Genomic DNA, 21,548 nt, shown 5'->3' with positions numbered 1-21,548 from the left:
CGATCTACCGGAATCGCTTCATGGCCAGTAACCGACCCTCGATCAAGGAACAGATGCAGCGCGTGCGCGAGGAGGCCATCGTCGCGGTCGTGAATCGCCTGCTGGCCACCAAGGGCTATGACGCGATGACGGTTGACGAGGTCGCGGCCGAGGCCGGGCTGGCCAAGGCGAGCCTGTACAAGCTGTTCTCCTCGAAGGAGCAGCTGGCGGCGGCGGCGATGGTGGCTGCGCTCGATCGCGCGCTCGGCTTCGTCGATGGCTTGCGTGCAGCGGCGGCCGAGGCCGGACCGCGGGGCGCCGCTAGGCCGATCGACCAGCTGCGCGCCGTGGCCCGCTGGGCGATGGAAACCCAGCTCGCGGGCGAGATGCCGGTGCTGCCGTCGCACAACTCGGCGCTGAGCGCGGCGCTTCAGGGCAATGACGACTACATGGACCGGCTGATCGGCCTGAGCAACAAGCTCGGCATCTGGATCGCCGAGGCCGAGGCGGCGGGCCAGCTCAACACGTCGCTGCCAGGTGAACTGGTGCTGTACACGCTGTTCGCGCGCGCCTGCGATCCGGTGGTGGCGATGCTGCGCGATTCGGGGCAGTACACGAATGCGCAGATCGTGGACTGGGTGGCGGCCAGCACCTTCGACGGGCTGGCGGCGCGCTGAGGCGGTTGTCGGCGCCGGGACACAAGGCGGCGCCGGCGGGCGGTGGTGATGGCTCCTGCGCGGCGCTTCCGGACGCTAGCGCGCGCCGTCATGCGGGGATTCAGGCCAGCCCGAAGCCCGCGCGCTGCTTGCGTGTCGCGAGCGCGAACTGCTCGGTGATGGTGACGTAGCGGTCGCCGGCAATGAGCTCGAAGCTTTCGCCCACGGCCAGCTCGCCGGTACGGCGCACCTCGCAGTACCAGCCGCAGCAGCCGGCCTGAACCATCATCTTGGGTGCATGTTTGAAGCCCATCGCCGCCGCGAACTTGTAGCAGGGCTGGCGCGGCTCGGTCACCACCAGTTCCACCTCGCCGAAGCGCATGCGGTCGCCGATCCAGATCTCGTTCTCGAGCAGGCCGGCGATCGTCAGGTTCTCGCCCACCGCGCCCCAGGGCAGGTCGGGAATGTCGGCAAAGGGAATGTGGCCTTCCTGGATCACGCGGCCCTCGGGGCGCAGCGCCTGGCGGCGCATCGTGTTCCACAGCGTGTAGTGCTCGGACGGGTACACGTAAACCGCCTTGCCGAGGCCGCCGTGCACCGACAGATCGACCTGCTCGTCGCCCTCGATGCCGAGCGGGCGCACCTGGGCGCGGCCGCCCGCGACGGGCGTCTTCACGAACGCGGACATGACCTTGCCCTTGGGCGTTTCGAGCGGCGCTGCGAGGCCGGTGCAGATGGACAGAAGATGCATTTTTCGCGCGGGATAAGAGTTGTGAGGAGTGGGGGAGTCTAGTTGCGGATGCTCGCGTCTGCCCATGATCCGGAAGCCATGACGGATGGCGACACGCACAGGCTTGAAACAGCAACGCCCGCACAAGGCGGGCGTTGACCGGTGCCGCGATCAGCGCGGCTGCCGAAGCAGCGGCCGGGCCCGGGGCCCGCCGGCAGCGCCGGTCCGTCATCAGGCGGCCCGGCGCGCGATGGCTTACGCCACCAGACGCTTCTCGAAATCGCTCTTGATCTCGGCCAGGCGCGCCGGCAGCTTGTCCTGCAGCTTCTGGAACAGCTCGGTATGCAGCTCGAACTCCTGTTTCCAGCCGGCGGTATCGATGCTCGTCACCTTTTCGAACTCCTCCTTCGAGAAATCGAGGCCGGTCCAGTCGAGGTCTTCGTAACGGGGCGTGACGCCGAAGACGTGCTCGACGCCTTCCGCCGCCTTGCCCTCGATGCGCGCGATCATCCACTTGAGCACGCGCATGTTGTCGCCGAAGCCGGGCCACACGAACTTGCCGTTCTCGTCGGTGCGGAACCAGTTGACGCAGAAGATCTTCGGCAGCGTCGCGCCGCCGTCTTCCATCTTCGCGCCGAGGTTGAGCCAATGCGCGAAGTAGTCGGCCATGTGATAGCCGCAGAAGGGCAGCATCGCGAACGGATCGCGGCGCACGACGCCCTGCTGGCCGGCGGCGGCGGCGGTGGTTTCCGAGCCCATGGTCGCGGCCATGTACACGCCCTCGTCCCAGCTGCGCGCCTCGGTCACGAGCGGCACCGTGGTGCTGCGGCGGCCGCCGAAGATGAAGGCGTCGATCGCCACGCCGGCCGGATCGTCCCAGGCCTCGTCGATGACGGGGTTCTGGCCCGCCGGCACGGTGAAGCGCGCGTTGGGGTGCGCGGCCTTGCGGCCGGTTTCCTTCGCAATCTCGGGCGACCAGTCCTTGCCCTGCCAGTCGATCGCGTGCGCGGGCGCCGGGCCCATGCCTTCCCACCACACGTCGCCGTCATCGGTGAGCGCGACGTTCGTGAAGATCACGTTGGCCTTGAGCGAGGCCATGCAGTTGAAGTTGGTCTTCTCGTTCGTGCCCGGGGCGACGCCGAAGTAGCCCGCTTCGGGGTTGATGGCGCGCAGCTTGCCGTCCGAGCCCGGCTTGATCCAGGCAATGTCGTCGCCGATGGTCGTGACCTTCCAGCCGCCGAGGCCGGCGGGCGGGATCAGCATCGCGAAGTTGGTCTTGCCGCAGGCCGACGGGAAGGCCGCCGCGACGTGGTACTTGCGGCCCTCGGGCGACGTCACGCCGAGGATGAGCATGTGCTCGGCGAGCCAGCCGGTGCCGTCCTTCTCGGCCTGCTGGCGGCCCATGTTGGAGGCGATGCGCAGCGCGAAGCACTTCTTGCCGAGCAGGGCGTTGCCGCCGTAGCCCGAGCCGAACGACCAGATCTCGCGCGTTTCCGGAAAGTGGACGATGTACTTGGTGCTGTTGCACGGCCAGGCCACATCGGCCTCGCCCTCGGCCAGCGGCTTGCCCACGGTGTGCACGCAGGGCACGAACTCGCCGTCAGTGCCGAGCACGTCGTACACAGCCTTGCCCATGCGGGTCATCGAACGCATGTTCACGACCACGTAGGGCGAGTCGGAAAGCTCGATGCCGATGTGGGCGATGGGCGAACCGAGCGGGCCCATCGAGAACGGGATCACGTACAGCGTGCGGCCCTTCATGCAGCCGTCAAACAGGCCGTTCAGGGTGCCGCGCATCTCGGCCGGGTCGGTCCAGTTGTTGGTGGGGCCGGCGTCCTCGGGCTTCTCGCTGCAGATGAAGGTGCGGTCTTCGACACGGGCCACGTCGCTCGGGTCGGACCAGGCGAGGTAGCTGTTGGGGCGCTTTTCATCGCTGAGCTTGCGCAGCGTGCCCGAGGCGACCATCTGCGCGCAGAGGCGGTCGTATTCCTCTTCGGAGCCGTCGGCCCAGTAGATCGAGTCGGGCTTGGTCAGGGCGGCGATGCTCTGGACCCAGGCGACGAGTTTCTGGTTGCGGACGTAGTCCGGGACGCCCAGGCGGGCGATTTCTGCTTGGTTCATGAAGTGCCTCTCCCACACATCACATTGACGAAATCCGGAGCCGGCGGCGCTCTGTGGCGCGGGCCGGCGGCATGCATTCGCGCGCGGTCGTTCTTGTTTTTCCGAGCCGATGAACATAACCGCTAGCCGTCCTCGCCAAGGCCGAAAAGCTCAAGCACCTGTTACGCAGGGGAAACCAGGGTGGGTCGACGCCGCGGCGGTCGTTGCCGGGGGCGGCTGGGCGGGGCGGCTGGTCCGGTCGGCTGCATATCACGATGTGCAATACCGTATCGTGGGATATCGATCGTGCCGTCATCCTCACGCGGCTTTCGCTTTTCGCGGGCTTCGCGGACCATTGCCGACATGAACATCGCTGTACTCGACGACTATCAGGACGCGGTCCGCCACCTCGACTGCTTCAAGCGGCTCGACGGCCATGCCGTGAAGATCTTCACCAACACCGTCAAGGGCGCGGGCCAGCTCAGCGTGCGGCTGCGCGATGCCGAGGCGCTCGTGCTGATCCGCGAGCGCACCCGGCTCAACGCCGCCGTGTTCGACAAGCTGCCCAACCTGCGCGTGATCTCGCAGACCGGGCGGGTCGGCCGGGGCAACGACAGCCATCTCGACCTCGACGCCTGCACCGCGCGCGGCATCGCCGTGTTCGAGGGCACGGGCGATCCGGTGGCCGCCGCCGAACTCACCTGGGCGCTGGTGCTCGCGGCCCAGCGCCGGCTGCCGCAGTACGTCATGAAGCTGATCCACGGCGCCTGGCAGCAGTCGGGTCTCAAGGGCGCCACGATGCCGCCCAACCATGGCCTGGGCCGCGTGCTGCGCGGCTCGACGCTCGGTATCTGGGGCTATGGACGCATCGGCCGGCTGGTGGCCGGCTACGGTCGCGCCTTCGGCATGAAAGTGATGGTGTGGGGCAGCGAGCGGTCGCGCGAGGCGGCGCGCGCCGATGGCTATCTGACGGCGGAATCGCGCAACCAGTTCTTTGGCGAGAGCGATGTGCTCAGCGTGCATCTGCGCCTGAGCGAAGCGACGCGCGGCCTCATCACGCATGACGACCTCCAGCGCATGAAGCCGACCGCGCTGTTCGTCAACACCAGCCGCGCCGAGCTGGTCGAGCCCGATGCGCTGCTGCGCTCGCTCAACAACGGCCGGCCGGGCTTCGCGGCGCTCGACGTGTTCGAGTCCGAGCCCATCCTCCAGGGCCATCCGCTGCTGCGGCTCGAGAACACGATCTGCACGCCGCACATCGGCTATGTCGAGCGCGACAGCTACGAGAAGTACTTCGGCGAGGCATTCGACAACCTGCTCGCCTATGTCGCCAACGACATCGACCGCGTGCGTCCCAAACTGGTCAACCCCGAGGCACTGACGGCCCGGCAACGCAGCTGAGGTGACCATGGACGGCGATGCAGCCTCGATGTTCGAAGCCCAGGCAACGGCCTTCGGTCCGTCGCCGATCGCGACCGCGGTGCTCGATACCGAACTGAAGCTGCGGGTCTGGAATCCGGCCATCGTCGAGCTGACCGGCGTGCCGGCGCCGCGCGCGCTCGGTCATCGCCCGATCGAGGTGCTGCCGCGGCCGGTGGCCGAGCGGCTCGAAGCCATCGCGCTGCGCCCCATCCACGACGGCCGCGACGACGCGCGCGAAGCCTTCGCGTGGGATGACGGCCCCCAGGGCAGGCGCTGGCTCGACATGCGGCGCGGCGTGCTGCGCGATGCCGCCGGCCGCCATGTCGGCGTGCTGCTGCACCTGACCGACGCCACCACCGAGCGCGTGCTCGGCCAGCATGTCGACGCGCTGCGCGAGGCGCTCGAATCGGCCGGCCTGCTGGTGCTGCGCTATGACCGCGAGGGGCGCGTGCTCGACGCCAATGCCACGGCGCAGACCGCGCTCGGTTCGCCGCGCGCCGAGCTGATCGGCGGCAGCATCTTCGACATCGATGTCGATTCGCCGCGCGCGGCGTTCTCGACGACCTGGTCGCGCCTGGTCGAGACCCACGGCCACTACTACCAGACCCGGCTGCGCCGCCGTGACGGCAGCCTGCTGCCGGTGGAGGTGTTCTGCGCCTTCTCGGCCCTCGGCGGCGAGCCGACGGTGTTTGCGCTGGCGCGCGACCGCAGCGCCGAGCTGGAGCAGCAGCAGGCGCTGCTGCATTCGTTTGCCGAGACGCGCGCCATCGTCGAGAGCGCGCCGCTCGGCATCGTGTTCTTCAAGGACATGCAGCCGGTGCGCATCAGCCAGCACATGAGCACGTTGCTCGGCTACGACCAGGGCGAACTGCGTCTCATCGACTGGACCCGGCTGGTCGAGAGCGAGGCCGAGGTGCGCTCGCTCGCGGCCACCGCCATCGGCGCGCTCGACGCGGGCCGCGCCTTCACGCTGGAGGCGCGGCTCCGACGCAAGGACGGCCAGCCGCTGCTGTGCCGCGTGTACGGCGCGCCGATCGGCAACACCCACTGGCGCAGCGCCGGCGCGGTGGTGTGCCTGCAGGACATCACCGAGCAGCGCGCGATCGAGAAGGCGCTGCGCAACGCGCTGCGCGAGCTGTCGCTGGTGTTCGACAGCGCGGTGCTCGGCCTCGTGCATGTGGCCAACGGTCGCGTGGTGCGCGCGAACCCGCATTTCGAGCGCCTCTTCATGCAGGGTGCGGGCGCGATGCAGGGCGCCGAGGTCGAGGCGCTGTTCGACGACGCGGCCGAGTTCGCGCGGCTGCGCGAGCGCTTCTCGCGCGAGGAGGGTCGGCGCGGGCCCTACCAGTTCGACTGCCGGCTGCGCCGCGCCGACGGCTCGCCGTTCTGGGCCGTGGTGCACGGCAGTTGGCTCGACACCGGCCGCGACGATGGCTGCGCCACGATCGCCGCCATCGTCGACGTGACGCGCGAGCGCGAATCCGAGCTGGCGTTGCGCGCATCGGAGGAGCGCTTCCGATTATTTGCCGAGAACATCGGCAGCGTGTTCTACATCGCCGATGCCGCGACCGGCGAGCTGCTGTACGTGAACGAGCGCCAGTACGCCGACATCTTCGGCGGCACGATCGACGAGCTGCGCCGCATGCCGTTCTCGGCCGGCGGCCCGGTGCATCACGACGACGTGGCGCGCGTGCGCGCCCATGTGAGCGCGGCCGACGAGATCGACGGCGAGGGCGGCATCGACTTCCGCATCCTCCATCCGCGCAAGGGCGAGCGCATGGGCCAGCTGCGCCTGAGTCGGCGCCAGCTCGCCGATGGCCGGCGCATGGACTTCGCGATCGTCGATGACGTGACCGAGCAGCGCCAGACCGAGGCGGCGCGTATGCGCGCGCTGGAGGAGCAGCGCGACCTGCTGGTGCGCGAGGTGCATCACCGCATCAAGAACAATCTCCAGGGCGTGGCGGGCCTGCTCCAGCAGACCGCGCGCAGCCGGCCGCAGATCGCCGATGTGCTGACCGAGGTCGTGGGCCAGATCCAGGCGATCTCGCAGGTGCACGGCCTGCAGATGCGCGCGCGCGAGGCCCTGCCGCTGCTGGCGATGGCCAAGGCCGTCATCAACAACGTCGGCTCGCTGTACGACATGCGGCTGGCCGTGACCGAATCGGGCAGCGGGCTGGACGAGATCGTGCTGCCCGAGCAGGAGGCTGTACCGCTGGCGCTGGTGCTCAACGAGCTGGGCACGAACGCGGTCAAGCACCGGCGGCCGCTCGCGGCGGTGGCGGCGAGCTTCGAGGCCGACGGCGAGCAGGTGGTGGTGACGCTGCGCAACGAGGGCCGGTTGCCCGAGGGCTTCGACCTTGCGCGCATCGGCCGCGCGACCAGTGGGCTGGGCCTGCTCAAGTCGCTGCTGCCGAGGCGCGGCAGCCAGTTGCAGCTCATCCAGGACGGCGAGGTGGTGGTGACGCGGCTGGCGCTCAGCCCACCGGCCATCGCGCGCCGAACGGGCGGCTGAGCCGGCGGCGCCGAGGGCGGTGCGCCGGGCGCGGAGGATCGGCGAGACCGGCGGCCGGCGCGTGCCGGCCAGGCCGTGAAAGATGTAGCCAAAAAGAGGCTTATCGTCGTGTCGGCCGCTTGGCGGTGCCGGTGGCTCCGCCACCGAGCCGCATGCTGATTTCCTCGGCCAGCCGCAGCACCGCGCGCGATGCGCGTTCCTGCACCGCCGCGCCGGGCTCGCTCACGAACAGGCTGACCGACACCGCGCCCACCGCGCGCGCGCTGCCCGCCGCGCACACCGGCGCGCCGTAGAAGAACAGCCCTTCGCGCACCTCGCCCGCATCGACCGACCAGCCGCGCTCGCGCACCTCGTCGAGCTGGGCCATGAGCGCATCGACGCCGCCGACGCTGTTGCGCGTGAGCGGCTTGGGCCAATGGCCGCGCATCAGCGCGCGCACCTCCGCTGGCGGCAGGGTCGAGAGCACCGCCTTGCCGGTCGCGGTGAACACGGCCGGCAACCGCATGCCGGTGCGGAAGTTGAGCCCGATCGGATGCGAGCCGTTGCGGTGGGCGAGATAGACCGTGTCGCGCTGGTCGAGCGTCGCCAGCAGATAGGCGACATCCGGCTCGGCCAGTCGGTCGAGCGCATGGCCGAATTCGCGCGTCAGATCGGTCTGCTCGACGAAGGCCTCGGCGTAGCGCGCGATCGCGGCACCGATGCAGTAGCGCCCGCCCGCCTCGCGATGCAGCTGCCCGACGTGCGCGAGCGTGCCGCACAGGTTGTGCGTGCTGCTGCGCGGCAGGTTCAGCCGTTCGGCCAGTTCGGCCACCGTGAGGCCGTGCTGCGAGGCGGCAACGAGATCGAGGATGGCGGCGGCGCGTTCGATCGCCGGGACAAGAACGGACATCTTCCGGTTCCCTTCCTGCCGCGCGCGCCAGCCGGTCGGGGCTCTTGCGCGGCGCGGCAAGTTATCCAGCCGGTTGAACCGCGTTCAATAGGTTGTATCGGCATTGGTGTTTGTCCGCAGAGCCATCACCCATACGCTCACGCATGATTCGCCCCGCGTCGCACCGAAGAGTGCGGCGAAAAAAGCAGAGCGGAATCCGCCACAAAGAGACAGTTGGGAGACAGGCGGCGGCATCGATTGCGGTGCTGCCGCACGGAACGACGGCGCGGTGTCCACAAGGCCCGCGCCGTCGGGACGCTTGAGAGGGAGGAAGGCGCGATGACCACCGGGCATCCCCAGGACTGCATCCTCGAAACCCGCGGCATGACGAAGGAATTCCGCGGTTTCATCGCCGTCAACGACGTGAGCCTCAAGGTTCGTCGCGGCGACATCCACGCACTCATCGGCCCGAACGGCGCCGGCAAGACAACCTGCTTCAACCTGCTCACCAAGTTCCTCACGCCCACGCGGGGAACGATCCTGTTCAACGGTGACGACATCACCAGCCTCAAGCCGGCGCAGATCGCGCGGCGCGGGGTGATCCGCTCGTTCCAGATCTCGGCGGTGTTTCCGCACCTCACGGTGCTGGAGAACGTGCGCATCGGCCTTCAGCGCAACACGGGCTGGTCGTTCCGCTTCTGGCAGGGCGAACGCAGCCTCAAGGCGCTCGATGCCCGCGCGATGGAACTGCTCGAACAGGTCGATCTGCAAGCGTTTGCAAAGACGGTCACCGTCAACCTGCCCTACGGCCGCAAGCGCGCGCTCGAGATCGCGACCACGCTCGCGATGGAGCCCGAGCTGATGCTGCTCGACGAGCCGACCCAGGGCATGGGCCATGAAGATGTCGATCGCGTCACCCAGCTCATCAAGAAGGTGAGCGCGGGCCGGACCATCCTCATGGTCGAGCACAACATGAACGTCATTTCGAGCATCGCCGACCGCATCACCGTGCTGGCACGCGGCGCGGTGCTCTGCGAGGGCGACTACGCCACCGTGTCCAAGGATCCCGCCGTGCTCGAGGTGTACATGGGCACGTCCGAAGTGGAACTCGAAGGAGCGCACTGATGGATGCAGTCGTCGAACAGCCGGCCGCCCGTCACGGCGCCGGCGCGGGTCCGCTCGTGCTCGACATCCGCGACCTGCACGCCTGGTATGGCGAGAGTCACATCCTGCACGGCGTGAACATGCGGGTGGGGCAGGGTGAGGTGGTGGCGCTGCTCGGTCGCAACGGCGCGGGCCGCACCACGACGATGCGCGCGATCATGGGCCTGACCGGCGCGCGCAAGGGGTCGATCAAGGTGGGCGGCGTCGAGACCATCTCGCTGCCCACGCATCGCATCGCGCGCCTCGGCGTCGGCTTCTGCCCCGAGGAGCGCGGCATCTTCGCCTCGCTCAGCACCGAAGAGAACCTGATGCTCCCGCCGCGCCTGCCCGTCGAGGGCAAGCCGATGAGCGTCGACGAGATCTACGCGATGTTCCCCAACCTGAAGGAACGCGCGAAAAGCCCGGGCACGCGGCTGTCGGGCGGCGAGCAGCAGATGCTCGCCGTGGCCCGCATCCTGCGCACCGGGGCCAACCTGCTGCTGCTGGACGAAATCTCCGAGGGGCTGGCCCCTGTCATCGTCCAGGCGCTCGGCCGTCTCATCACGACGCTGAAGTCCAAGGGTTTCACCGTGCTGATGGTCGAGCAGAACTTCCGTTTCGCGGCGCCGCTGGCGGACCGCTTCTACGTGATGGAGCACGGTGCGATCGCGATGGAATTCGCGGCCGCCGAACTGCCCTCGAAGCAGGCCACATTGCATGAGCTGCTCGGGGTCTGAACCACGTTTTCATGTGACAAGGAGACAGCATGAAACTCAAGCACGTCGCGCTGGCCACGCTTGCGGCCTTCGGACTGGCGCAGGGCGCGCAGGCGCAGGTGTCCGGTGATGTGGTGAAGATCGGCTTCATCACCGACATGTCGGGCCTGTATGCCGACCTCGACGGCCCCGGCGGCGCCGAGGCGATCAAGATGGCGATCGCCGACGCGGGTGGCATGGTGGCCGGCAAGAAGATCGAGTTCATCAGCGCTGACAACCAGAACAAGGCCGACGTGGCCGCGAGCAAGGCGCGCGAGTGGTTCGACACCCAGAACGTCGACATGATCATCGGCGGCACCAACTCCGCCGCGATGCTCGCGATCAGCAAGGTGGCGGCCGAGAAGAAGAAGCTGTTCATCGTCGTGGGCTCGGGCTCGACCCGCATCACCAACGAGGATTGCGCGCCCGCCAGCACGCTGCACTACGCCTACGACACGCGCGCGCTTGGCTACGGCACGGGCTCGGCGGTGACGAAGGCGGGCGGCAAGAGCTGGTTCTTCCTCACGGCTGACTACGCCTTCGGCCAGTCGCTCGAAAAGGACACGGGCGACGTGGTGAAGGCCAACGGCGGCACGGTGGTCGGCGCGGTGCGCCATCCGCTGTCGGCGAGCGATTTCTCGTCCTATCTGCTCCAGGCGCAGTCGAGCAAGGCGCAGATCCTCGGCCTCGCGAACGCGGGCGGCGACACGATCAACGCGATCAAGGCGGCGAACGAGTTCGGCATCACGGGCACGATGAAGCTCGCCGGTCTGCTGATGTTCATCACCGACATCCACGCGCTCGGCCTCAAGGCGACCCAGGGCATGTATCTGACCGACAGCTGGTACTGGAACCAGTCGCCCGAGGCCCGCACCTGGTCGCGCCGCTACTTCGAGAAGATGAAGAAGATGCCGTCGTCGGTGCAGGCGGCCGACTACTCGGTGGCGAGCAACTACCTCAAGGCCGTCGCGGCGGCCAAGACCGACGACACCGACGCCGTGCTCAAGCAGCTCAAGGCCCAGCCGATCAACGACTTCTACGTCAAGAACGGCGTGGTGCGCGACGACGGCAAGGTCGTGCACGACATGTTCCTGTACCAGGTGAAGACCCAGGCCGAATCGAAGGAGCCCTGGGACTACCTGACGCAGGTGGCGGTGGTGCCAGGCGACAAGGCCTACAACAGCAAGGCCGAGTCGAAGTGCGCGGCCTGGAAGTAAGCCGCTGACCCGCGCGCGGCGCCGTCCGGTGCCGCGCGGTTTTCCCTTTCAAGTCTTCGTCGCGCGCCGGCTTTCGGGCAGGCGCGTCGGCATCACTCACGCATCGAGAACGCCATGACCGAGATCTTCGGCGTCCCGCTTCCCGCCTTGCTCGGCCAGCTCCTGCTCGGGCTGGTCAACGGCTCGTTCTACGCGATCCTGTCGCTCGGGCTGGCGGTGATCTTCGGGATGCTCAACGTCATCAACTTCGCCCACGGCGCGCTCTACATGATGGGCGCCTTCGTGGCCTGGATGGGCCTGAGCTACTTCGAGGTGAACTACTGGGTGATGCTGGTGGTGGCGCCGCTCGTGGTCGGTGCCTTCGGCGTGGTGATCGAGAAGATGCTTCTCAAATGGCTCTACAAGCTCGACCACCTGTACGGTCTGCTGCTGACCTTCGGCATCACGCTCATCCTCGAAGGCGTGTTCCGCTCGGTGTACGGCGTGTCGGGCCAGACTTATCCGGTGCCCGACGCGCTGCGCGGCGCGACCAATCTCGGCTTCATGTTCCTGCCCAACTACCGGGCCTGGGTGGTGGTGGCGTCGATCGTCGTGTGCATGGCGACCTGGGCCATCATCGAAAAGACGAGCCTCGGCGCGACGCTGCGCGCCGGCACCGAGAACGCGCGCATGGTGCAGGCCTTCGGTGTGAACGTGCCGCTGATGATCACGCTCACCTACGGCTTCGGCGTGGCGCTCGCGGCCTTCGCGGGCGTGCTCGCGGCGCCGGTCTTGCAGGTGTCGCCGCTGATGGGCAGCAACCTGATCATCGTGGTGTTCGCGGTGGTGGTGATCGGCGGGATGGGGTCGATCCTCGGGTCGATCGTCACCGGGCTGGGGCTTGGCATCGTCGAGGGGCTGACCAAGGTTTTCTATCCCGAGGCGGCCAACACGGTCGTGTTCGTGATCATGGCCATCGTGCTGCTGCTGCGGCCGGCCGGTCTGTTCGGCAAGGAGCGTTGAGATGGGCTCGCAAACCAGGTTCGTCGGCTACTTCACGCTGTTCGCGACGATCGCGCTCGTGCCCGTCATCGGCGTGTATCCGGTGTTCGTGATGAAGGCGCTGTGCTTCGCGCTGTTCGCCTGCGCGTTCAACCTGCTCATCGGCTTCACCGGGCTGCTGTCGTTCGGGCATGCGGCCTTCTTCGGCGCGGCGGCCTATGCGGCCGGGCATGCGATGAAGGTCTGGGGTTTTCCGACGCCGGTCGGTCTGCTGTTCGGCATGGCGGCAGGCGCGGCGCTCGGCCTTGTGTTCGGCCTGGTGGCGATCCGGCGCCAGGGCATCTACTTCGCGATGATCACGCTGGCGCTGGCGCAGATGGTCTATTTCATCTTCCTGCAGGCGCCGTTCACGGGTGGGGAGGACGGGCTGCAATCGGTGCCGCGCGGCAGCTTCCTTGGCATCGACCTGTCGAGCGACATCGCGCTGTACTACGTGGTCGCGGCGCTGTTCGCGGCGGCGTTCTTCTTCATCCATCGCGTGGTGCATTCGCCGTTCGGGCAGGTGCTCAAGGCGATCCGTGAGAACGAGCCGCGCGCCATCTCGCTCGGCTACGAGGTCGATCGCTTCAAGCTGCTGGCCTTCGTGCTGTCGGCTGGCCTCGCGGGGCTGGCGGGCGCGATCAAGACGACGGTGCTGGGCTTCGCGACGCTGACCGACCTTCTGTGGACGACGTCGGGCGCGGTCATCCTCATGACGCTGGTGGGCGGCATGGGCACGCTGGCGGGACCGATCCTGGGCGCGGTGCTGATCGTGTCGCTCGAAAACAAGGTTGGCGATCTGGGCACGGCGCTGGCGGGGCTGACGGGCATGGAATGGTTCAACTCGCTGGGCGAGTCGGTGCAGATCGTGACCGGGCTGATCTTCGTGGTCTGCGTGCTGGCGTTCCGGCGCGGCATCGTCGGCGAGGCGGATGCGCTGGCGGCGTCGCTCGGTGGACGGCAGGCGCACTGAACAGCCGCCGGACGGACGCGGCATCGTCCGGACGTAAGTGCGACGGCTGTCGGGAACAGACCGATCTCCGGATCGTTTGCGCCGGGCTGGGCAGCAGGGCGGGGCAGGGGCGCCGCATGCGTGAAGGCAGGACGCAGCGGGCTTTGTTCGTGCCGGTGGTGAAAGCCCGCCCACCGCTACTCGGACAAGCCGTGATCAAGGTTTCAGGATCGGCTGGCTGCGCCTAGGATGCGCGGGTTTCGGGAACCATTTCACACAGCTCGTGGACGACGCCCAGCACTTCGGTCGCACTGCCGACGGCACGAAGGAAATCCTCAGCAAGTCAGGACGTCTCACCCAAAGTGAGCGGCTGGTGCTGATCGTCATCAGCGAGCCGACCAGCGTCGAGCGGCTCATCCTCAAGCTGCCGAGCCTCACCCCGGATCGCGTTCGTCGCGCGATCCGGCGCCTGCTTGAGCTCGGTCTGGTGTACGAGCTGCTGCTTGATCCGGACAAGGCGGAAGCAGTCGAGCCGCTGGAGACCATCCCGGTCGTGGCGATGCAGGACTTCCTGCGTCAGTCCGAGGCTGATCCGGTATCGCAGGTGGTGAGCGGCGACGAACTGAGCACTTCCATGCGCATGCATGCCTTCGCCGATTCGGTCTGGGTTGCGTCGCCCCATGCGGCAGCGACCAGGGACGAGGCTGTGCCGCTATCGTCGGTGTTCAAGGCGAAGGCGCCGCAGGAGCCTGTGCGCCATGTGCCGCCCGACGAGCTGGAGCAGATCGCGCGGGCGCGGATTCGTGCCGACATCGCGGCCCGGCGTGCCCAGCGCGAGCGGCAGGATCGCAGCGTCGCCGAGGCACGCATCCGGCAGCTGGAGGAGAGTTTCGGGCGATCACTCGGACGCGGCATGCGCAGTACCCGCCCAGCCTGGTCGACGGAGCCGGCGCGGGTGCGGCACATTCCTCCGCGCGTCCGGGGTGGGAGCTGGCTCACGACCGGGGTGCTGCTCTTCCTGCTGGCGCTGGCGGCGCTGTTCGGCGCCGTGTCGGCGCTCGTCGCGCTGCTGCATCTCTGACGGGCGGCCGCCCGGCCTGTTTCACGTGAAACGGCGCCGCCGGCGGGTTAAGTGACTGATCCGCCTATACTTTCGTTTTGCCGCAGGTGACCTCCATGCTCTATCCCAAGGAATTCGACGTGATCGTGATCGGTGGCGGTCACGCCGGCACCGAAGCCGCGCTGGTCGCCGCCCGCATGGGCTGCGCGACGCTGCTTCTCACGCACAACATCGAGACGCTCGGGCAGATGAGTTGCAATCCGTCGATCGGCGGAATCGGCAAGGGTCATCTGGTGAAGGAGGTGGATGCGCTGGGCGGCGCGATGGCCGCCGCCACCGACGAGGGCGGCATCCAGTTCCGCATTCTCAACAGCAGCAAGGGGCCGGCGGTGCGCGCGACACGCGCCCAGGCCGACCGCATCCTCTACAAGGCGGCGATCCGGCATCGGCTGGAGAACCAGCCGAATCTTTGGCTGTTCCAGCAGGCGGCCGCCGATCTGATGGTCGAGGGCGATCGCGTGGTGGGCGCGGTCACGGATGCGGGTATCGGCTTTCGCGGCCGTACGTTGGTGCTGACCGCGGGCACCTTCCTCGACGGCAAGATCCACATCGGGCTCAACAATTATTCGGGCGGGCGCGCGGGCGATCCACCGGCCATCTCGCTGTCGGCGCGGCTCAAGGAGCTGAAGCTGCCGCAAGGCCGGCTCAAGACCGGTACGCCACCGCGCATCGACGGGCGTTCCATCGACTTCAGCGTCATGACTGAGCAGCCGGGCGATCTCGACCCGGTGCCGGTGTTCAGCTTTCTCGGCTCGGCCAGTCAGCATCCGCGCCAGTTGCCGTGCTGGATCACGCATACCAACGAACGCACGCACGACATCATCCGCGGCGGTCTTGACCGCTCGCCGATGTACACGGGCGTGATCGAGGGCGTCGGGCCGCGCTACTGCCCGAGCATCGAGGACAAGATCCATCGCTTCGCCGACAAGGGTTCGCATCAGATCTTTCTGGAACCGGAAGGGCTGACGACGCACGAGTTCTATCCCAACGGCATCAGCACGAGCCTGCCTTTCGATGTGCAGCTGGCGCTGGTCCGCTCGATTCGCGGGCTGGAGAACGCGCATCTGCTGCGTCCGGGCTACGCGATCGAATATGACTACTTCGACCCGCGCGAACTGAAGTCGAGTTTCGAGACGCGCGCGATCGGTGGGCTGTTCTTCGCCGGCCAGATCAACGGCACGACGGGCTATGAAGAAGCGGCCGCACAAGGGCTGCTCGCCGGTCTGAACGCCGCGCTCCAGGCGCAGGGGAGGGCGCCCTGGACGCCCGGTCGTGGCGAGGCCTACATCGGCGTGATGGTCGATGACCTCATCACGCGTGGCGTGACCGAGCCTTATCGCATGTTCACGTCGCGCGCGGAGTTCCGGCTCAGCCTGCGCGAGGACAACGCCGACATGCGTCTTACCGAGATCGGACGCAAGCTCGGCTGCGTCGATGACGCGCGCTGGGATGCCTTCAATCGAAAGCGGGACGCTGTTTCACGTGAAACCGAGCGGCTGCGGTCCGTCTGGGTCAACCCGCGCATGGCCGAGGCGCCGCAGATCGCCGACATCCTCGGTGCGCCGATCGAGCGTGAATACCGTCTCGCCGATCTGTTGCGGCGCCCGAACGTGAGCTACGCCGCGCTCATGGCGCTGCCGGTCGCACAGGCTGATGCGCCGGACTTCGCGCCCGGCATGCAGTCCGACACCGAGCTTGATGGCCATGAAGCCGAGGCACGGCGCCAGATGCGCGAGCAGGTCGAGATCGCGATCAAGTACGCCGGCTACATCGAGCGGCAGGCCGATGAAGTCGCGCGCAATGCTTCCCACGAGAACACGCGGCTGCCCGCCGAGCTGGACTATTCGGCGGTGCAGGGACTATCGATCGAGATTCGCCAGAAGCTGGCGCGGCACAAGCCCGAGACGGTCGGTCAGGCGTCGCGCATTTCGGGCGTGACGCCGGCGGCGATCTCGTTGCTGCTTGTCCACCTCAAGAAGAGCGCGATGCGCCGAAGCGCGGCGTGATGGGCGGCTCGTCGATGCGCGGCCAGGGCGGTCGCAAGCCTGTTTCCGCAGCGCCGGCCAAGCTGATGCCGGTACGCCCGGTCAGCCGGGATTTCGACAGCCTGCGCCCCGGCTTTGCCGCGCGGCTGGATGCCGCCGCCGAGGCGCTGGGTCTCGCGCTCTCGCCCGAACAATCGGCCCGCCTGCTCGACTATCTCGCGCTGCTGTCGCGCTGGAATTCGGCCTACAACCTCACGGCGGTGCGCGATCCGGCCGAGCAGCTCGTGCTGCACCTGTTCGACTGCCTTGCCGTCGTGCCGCCGCTTGCCGTTCGTCTTGCCGAGGGCGACACCGTGGCGGACATCGGCTCGGGCGGCGGGCTGCCCGGCGTGGTGCTTGCCATCTGCCTGCCTCGCGTCACGGTGCATACCGTCGATGCGGTCGGCAAGAAGGCAGCCTTCGTCACCCAGGTCAAGGGTGCGCTCGGCCTCGGCAACCTGCATGCGCACCATTCGCGCTGCGAAACCCTGGTGCCCGGCCGGGATCTCGCGCCGGCCCGCATCGTCGTCTCGCGCGCTTTCGCGTCGCTGCTGGATTTCACCTCGCTCACCGCCGGTCTGCTCGCGGCCGATGGCGTGTGGGCTGCGATGAAAGGCATCGATCCGCGCGACGAGCTGACCGAGCTCGCCTCGGCGCCGGTGCGGCATCTGTCCACCGAACGACTGCAGGTGCCTGAGCTTGACGCCGAACGCCATCTGCTCTGGCTTGCGCGCGCCGGTGCCGGCGTCGGTTCGGGCGGACCTTCCGGCGGCGGTCATGCCGGCGGGCAGGGCGCTTGAGTACCATTGCGCGCCCCGAGCCTTATCCTCCGCCCCGCCGTCTTCCGGCCCACGTTTCTTCCAGCAATACCCCTCATGGCCAAGACCTTCTGCATCGCCAACCAGAAAGGCGGCGTCGGCAAGACGACCACCAGCGTCAATCTGGCGGCCGGCCTCGCGGCGCTCGACCAGCGCGTTCTCCTCGTCGATCTCGATCCTCAGGGCAATGCCACGATGGGATCGGGCATCGACAAGGCCGCGCTCGGCCAGACCGTCTATCAGGTTCTCATCGGTGATGCCGACATCCCGGCCGCGCGCGTGCGCAGCGAGACCGGCGGCTATGACGTGCTGCCGGCCAACCGCGATCTCGCGGGTGCCGAGGTCGAGCTGGTCAATCTCGACAGCCGCGAAACCCGGCTCAAGACCCAGCTCGCCACGGTCCAGCGCGATTACGACTTCGTCCTCATCGACTGCCCGCCGTCGCTGTCGCTGCTCACGCTCAACGGCCTGTGCGCCGCCGATGGCGTGGTCGTGCCGATGCAGTGCGAATACTTCGCGCTCGAAGGCCTGAGCGACCTCGTCAACTCGATCAAGGCCGTGCATCGCAATCTCAATCCGCAGCTCAAGATCATCGGCTTGCTGCGCGTGATGTTCGACCCGCGCATGACGCTTCAGCAGAACGTGAGCGAGCAGCTGGTCGAGCATTTCGGCGACAAGGTGTTCAGCACCATCATCCCCCGCAACGTGCGCCTCGCCGAGGCGCCGAGCTACGGCCTGCCGGGCGTGTGCTTCGACCGCTCCAGCAAGGGTGCCCAGGCCTACATCGCCTTCGGCGCCGAGCTGGTCGAGCGCGTCAAGACGCTCTGAGCACAGGGCCGCCGACAATGCCGCTGCGCCTCCTCACCTTGCCCGGCTGGCAGGGCTCCGGTCCGGAACACTGGCAGACCGCCTGGGAAGCCGAGCACGGTGCCGATCGTGTCGAGCAGACCGACTGGGATGCCCCCAGTCTCGACGACTGGATCGCCAGCCTCGACGCCGCGCTTGCCGCCGACGACACGCCGGCCCTGCTGATCGCGCACAGTCTAGGCTGCGCACTCGCGGTGCAATGGGCGGCGCGCAGTCCGGTCCGGGTCGCGCAGCGCGTGGCCGGAGCGTTTCTCGTGGCGCCGCCTGACGTCGATCGTCCGAGTGCGCCCGGACCTGTGCGAGGCTTTGCTCCGATCGCGCTGGCGGCCCTGCCTTTCCGGGCTCTGGTCGTCGCTTCCACCGACGATCCGTATTGCGGCTTCATGCGCGCGGGCATGCTCGCGACGCACTGGGGCGCCGAGTTCACGAGCGTCGGCAATCTCGGTCACATCAATGCCGACAGCGGCATCGGCGCCTGGCCCGAAGGCTGGGCCATGTTCGCGGCCTGGGCCTCCGGCCGCGACGACTGACCCAACACTCATCCACGCACATGGCGACGAAGAAACTCAAGGGACTCGGCCGCGGCCTTGAAGCGCTGCTCGGTCCCGGCGCGAGCGACAACCACGACGATCCCGCGAAATACCAGCCGGGCGAGATTGCGCTCGACTTGCTCCAGCCAGGCAAGTACCAGCCGCGCACGCGCATGGATGAGGGTGCGCTCGTGGAACTGGCCGACAGCATCAAGGCGCAGGGCCTGATGCAGCCGATTCTCGTGCGCAAGCTGGCTGAGGGGCGCTACGAGATCATTGCCGGCGAACGTCGCGCCCGCGCGGCCAGGCTCGCCGGGCTTGAAAAGGTGCCGGTGCTCGTCAAGGACGTTCCCGACGAAGCCGCCGCTGCAATGGCGCTCATCGAGAATATCCAGCGCGAGGACCTCAACCCGCTCGAAGAGGCGCAGGGGGTCGAGCGGCTCATCCGCGAGTTTGGACTCACACATGAGGAGGCGGCACGCGCGATCGGCCGTTCACGCAGCGCTACCTCCAACCTGCTGCGGCTGCTCAATCTTGCGCGTCCCGTGCAGCAGATGCTGCTCGCCGGTGACATGGAGATGGGTCATGCGCGCGCCTTGCTCGCGGTCGACGCGGCGACGCAGATCCAGCTCGCCAACGAAGTGACGGCCCGACGCCTGAGCGTGCGCGACACCGAAAAGCTCGTGTCGCGCCATCAGCAGCCCGCTGGCGTTCAGTCGCGCGCGGCATCGCAGGGACGCAGCCGCGATCTGGTGCGCCTCGAAGAAGAGTTGTCGGATGCGCTCGCCACGCGGGTCGGCATCAAGGTCGGTCAGCGCGGGGCGGGGAAGCTGGTGATCGACTTCGCGAGTTACGAGCAACTCGACGGCATCATCGAATCGCTGCGCGCCGAGCGGCTGTCGCGCTAGCACGCACACAAACACATACAAAAGCGCTTGTCAGCGACTGCGTCCGTTTGTTCGGGTTGATCGTCCGGATCCGGGTCAGGCTGTCGAAGCGGTGCGAAATCGAACTCATTCTTCTTTCATCCGCCTGACGACGGATCCGAATCGGGAATGCTGCACCGCAACGATGCCTCCATGCACAATTGCCAACAAAGGCTTCGCACCTGTTTGACGCTCGTTTGTTGATAAACGTAAAATCCGCAGGTTTCTTGAATCGCCCTTCTTCGTACGGCAATCAGTGGTTTTACGGGAGTAGTTCCCCGAGGACTTCAGGTGCCGACCTTCACGAGCAGTTGGACGCGCCCCCCGCCACAAGCGGCCGCATTCGACTTGCGGCTGATCAGGAAGCGGGCCCATAGCGCCGCACAGACGGCGTGCAGGCACCGCAAGGAATCGACGAATTGCCCCTGAAGATCGTTCTGACGCAACTGGCCGTGACCATCGCGGTCGCGCTGGTCGCCGGAGCGGTCGGTGGCGTGCGCGCGCTTGTCTCGGCTGCGCTCGCGGGGTTCGCTTGCGTCTTGCCGAATGCGCTCTTCGCGTTGCGGCTGATGCTCGCGACTCGTCGGCCTGGCGGTGCCAATCCGGCCAGCTTCCTCATCGGTGAAGTCGTGAAAGTCGGACTGACGATCCTGTTGCTGTTCGCCGTCGCGAAAGGTGTTCGGGATTTGTCGTGGCCGGCTTACATCGCCGGCATGATCGCGGCGCTGCAAAGCGTCTTTGTCGTCTTGTTGATCAGGAAGTAGCGAATGGCCGCCGAACAGCACGCTCCGACAGCATCCGAGTACATCGTCCACCACTTGACTCACCTGTCGTCGAAGCATCAAGGCTTCATCGTCGACATGTCGGTGTTCAACCTCGACACCATCTTCTGGAGTGTCGTCACCGGTCTCGTGACCATCACGCTGCTGTTCCTGGCCGCCAACAAGGCCACCGCAGGCGTGCCGGGCCGCTTCCAGACCTTCGTCGAGATGATCGTCGAGATGGTCGACGAGCAAGCCAAGTCGATCGTCCATGGCGATCGCAGCTTCATCGCGCCGCTGGCCCTGACCGTGTTCGTCTGGGTCGTGCTGATGAACTCCCTCGACTTCCTGCCGGTCGACCTGCCGGGCCGTGTCATCGAATGGCTTGGTCTCGAACACACTCTGCACTACCACCGCATCGTCCCTTCGGCTGATCTGAACGGCACCATCGGCCTTTCTTTCGGCATCCTCATCCTGATGCTGTACTACGGCATCAAGATCAAGGGCGCCGGCGGCTTCATCCACGAACTCTTCGCTGCCCCCTTCGGCATTGCGCTCGCTCCCGCCAACTTCCTGCTCAACCTGATCGAGTACGCCGCCAAGACGGTTTCGCTCGGCATGCGGTTGTTCGGGAACATGTATGCCGGTGAGCTCGTGTTCATGCTGATCGCTCTGATGGGCGCGACCAATATTCCTGCGCTCTGGGGCATGCACTTCGTTGCCGGCCTGATCTGGGCAATCTTCCACATCCTGATCGTGGTGCTGCAGGGGTTCATCTTCATGATGCTGACGCTGGTTTACATCGGTCAGGCACACGAAGGGCACTGATTCCGCGATCGGCCGCTTTCCAATCTCGTTTTCCCAAATCTCAACTTCCCCACCAAGGAGTCATCATGACCAACGTCGCTCTCGTCGCTCTCGCTTGCGGTCTGATCATCGGTCTGGGTGCCATCGGCGCCTGTATCGGTATCGCCCTCATGGGTGGCAAGTACCTCGAAGCCGCCGCGCGTCAGCCCGAGCTGATGAACACGCTGCAAACCAAGATGTTCCTGCTGGCCGGTCTGATCGACGCCGCGTTCCTGATCGGTGTCGGTATCGCCATGATGTTCGCCTTCGCGAACCCGTTCGCTGGCTAATCCAAAAAGCGA

General features: G+C 67.1%; 20 protein-coding genes. 17 read left to right on the top strand and 3 right to left on the bottom strand.

Annotation, left to right across the window (positions count from 1 at the left end; genetic code table 11):
- The first annotated feature begins 20 nt into the window (after positions 1-20).
- Positions 21-656: a TetR/AcrR family transcriptional regulator gene (locus H566_RS0114970; RefSeq protein WP_034411874.1), complete on the top strand. Its 636-nt coding sequence runs from the start codon at positions 21-23 to the stop codon at positions 654-656.
- A 100-nt stretch (positions 657-756) separates the two neighbouring features.
- On the opposite strand, the gene H566_RS25440 is transcribed toward H566_RS0114970, so the two are convergent.
- A complete protein-coding gene (locus H566_RS25440; RefSeq protein WP_034411872.1) occupies positions 757-1,386 on the bottom strand; it encodes an MOSC domain-containing protein in 630 nt (209 codons plus the stop codon).
- Positions 1,387-1,620: 234 nt separating this feature from the next.
- Positions 1,621-3,486 carry a phosphoenolpyruvate carboxykinase (GTP) gene (locus H566_RS0114960; protein ID WP_028312069.1) on the bottom strand — a complete coding sequence of 622 codons (1,866 nt, stop codon included), beginning with the start codon at positions 3,484-3,486 and terminating at the stop codon, positions 1,621-1,623.
- A gap of 342 nt (positions 3,487-3,828) precedes the next feature.
- Between H566_RS0114960 and H566_RS0114955 the strand changes: the two genes are divergently transcribed.
- Together H566_RS0114955 and H566_RS0114950 are read left to right on the top strand one after the other, a co-directional pair.
- Positions 3,829-4,866, top strand: coding sequence for a D-2-hydroxyacid dehydrogenase family protein (locus tag H566_RS0114955; RefSeq protein WP_028312068.1), 1,038 nt, complete (start codon positions 3,829-3,831; stop codon positions 4,864-4,866).
- 7 nt (positions 4,867-4,873) lie between these two features.
- Entirely contained in the window at positions 4,874-7,399 is a 2,526-nt protein-coding gene (locus tag H566_RS0114950) for a PAS domain S-box protein (protein WP_028312067.1), read from the top strand.
- A gap of 100 nt (positions 7,400-7,499) precedes the next feature.
- Here the strand turns inward: H566_RS0114950 and H566_RS25435 are convergent, their stop codons facing one another.
- Positions 7,500-8,288 carry an IclR family transcriptional regulator gene (locus H566_RS25435; RefSeq protein WP_051378811.1) on the bottom strand — a complete coding sequence of 263 codons (789 nt, stop codon included), beginning with the start codon at positions 8,286-8,288 and terminating at the stop codon, positions 7,500-7,502.
- A gap of 318 nt (positions 8,289-8,606) precedes the next feature.
- Between H566_RS25435 and H566_RS0114940 the strand changes: the two genes are divergently transcribed.
- The 14 genes from H566_RS0114940 to atpE all read left to right on the top strand — a co-directional run bounded on the left by H566_RS0114940 (position 8,607) and on the right by atpE (position 21,536).
- Positions 8,607-9,392, top strand: a complete 786-nt coding sequence (locus H566_RS0114940; RefSeq protein WP_028312066.1) for an ABC transporter ATP-binding protein — start codon at positions 8,607-8,609, stop codon at positions 9,390-9,392.
- A complete protein-coding gene (locus tag H566_RS0114935) occupies positions 9,392-10,147 on the top strand; it encodes an ABC transporter ATP-binding protein (protein WP_051378810.1) in 756 nt (251 codons plus the stop codon). The genes H566_RS0114940 and H566_RS0114935 overlap by 1 nt, the downstream gene beginning before the upstream one ends.
- 29 nt (positions 10,148-10,176) lie before the next feature.
- Complete coding sequence (locus H566_RS0114930; protein ID WP_028312064.1) at positions 10,177-11,382, top strand: ABC transporter substrate-binding protein; 1,206 nt, start codon at positions 10,177-10,179, stop codon at positions 11,380-11,382.
- Positions 11,383-11,496: 114 nt separating this feature from the next.
- Entirely contained in the window at positions 11,497-12,384 is an 888-nt protein-coding gene (locus H566_RS0114925) for a branched-chain amino acid ABC transporter permease (RefSeq protein ID WP_028312063.1), read from the top strand.
- A gap of 1 nt (position 12,385) precedes the next feature.
- Positions 12,386-13,375 (top strand): branched-chain amino acid ABC transporter permease, encoded by a 990-nt coding sequence (locus H566_RS0114920; RefSeq protein ID WP_034411870.1) that lies wholly within the window; start codon positions 12,386-12,388, stop codon positions 13,373-13,375.
- Positions 13,376-13,637: 262 nt separating this feature from the next.
- Complete coding sequence (locus H566_RS0114915; protein ID WP_028312061.1) at positions 13,638-14,435, top strand: hypothetical protein; 798 nt, start codon at positions 13,638-13,640, stop codon at positions 14,433-14,435.
- Between the two features lie 95 nt (positions 14,436-14,530).
- A complete protein-coding gene (mnmG, locus tag H566_RS0114910; protein ID WP_028312060.1) occupies positions 14,531-16,480 on the top strand; it encodes a tRNA uridine-5-carboxymethylaminomethyl(34) synthesis enzyme MnmG in 1,950 nt (649 codons plus the stop codon).
- A gap of 65 nt (positions 16,481-16,545) precedes the next feature.
- Positions 16,546-17,298: a 16S rRNA (guanine(527)-N(7))-methyltransferase RsmG gene (gene rsmG / locus H566_RS25430; RefSeq protein ID WP_051378842.1), complete on the top strand. Its 753-nt coding sequence runs from the start codon at positions 16,546-16,548 to the stop codon at positions 17,296-17,298.
- 75 nt (positions 17,299-17,373) lie between these two features.
- The gene (locus tag H566_RS0114900; RefSeq protein WP_028312059.1) at positions 17,374-18,144 is read left to right on the top strand and encodes a ParA family protein; all 771 of its coding nucleotides are present in this window, start codon (positions 17,374-17,376) and stop codon (positions 18,142-18,144) included.
- 17 nt (positions 18,145-18,161) lie between these two features.
- Positions 18,162-18,713: an RBBP9/YdeN family alpha/beta hydrolase gene (locus H566_RS0114895; protein ID WP_028312058.1), complete on the top strand. Its 552-nt coding sequence runs from the start codon at positions 18,162-18,164 to the stop codon at positions 18,711-18,713.
- Between the two features lie 20 nt (positions 18,714-18,733).
- A complete protein-coding gene (locus H566_RS0114890; RefSeq protein ID WP_028312057.1) occupies positions 18,734-19,621 on the top strand; it encodes a ParB/RepB/Spo0J family partition protein in 888 nt (295 codons plus the stop codon).
- Positions 19,622-20,058: 437 nt separating this feature from the next.
- Positions 20,059-20,403 (top strand): ATP synthase subunit I, encoded by a 345-nt coding sequence (locus H566_RS0114885; RefSeq protein ID WP_245591369.1) that lies wholly within the window; start codon positions 20,059-20,061, stop codon positions 20,401-20,403.
- Positions 20,404-20,406: 3 nt separating this feature from the next.
- Positions 20,407-21,228, top strand: coding sequence for a F0F1 ATP synthase subunit A (gene atpB / locus H566_RS0114880; RefSeq protein WP_028312055.1), 822 nt, complete (start codon positions 20,407-20,409; stop codon positions 21,226-21,228).
- 65 nt (positions 21,229-21,293) lie between these two features.
- Positions 21,294-21,536 (top strand): F0F1 ATP synthase subunit C, encoded by a 243-nt coding sequence (gene atpE / locus H566_RS0114875; RefSeq protein WP_028312054.1) that lies wholly within the window; start codon positions 21,294-21,296, stop codon positions 21,534-21,536.
- Positions 21,537-21,548 lie beyond the last annotated feature (12 nt).

This window comes from Derxia gummosa DSM 723 (assembly GCF_000482785.1).
GTDB classification, from domain to species: Bacteria; Pseudomonadota; Gammaproteobacteria; order Burkholderiales; family Burkholderiaceae_E; genus Derxia; species Derxia gummosa.
This window is presented reverse-complemented; position numbering and strand designations above follow the sequence as displayed.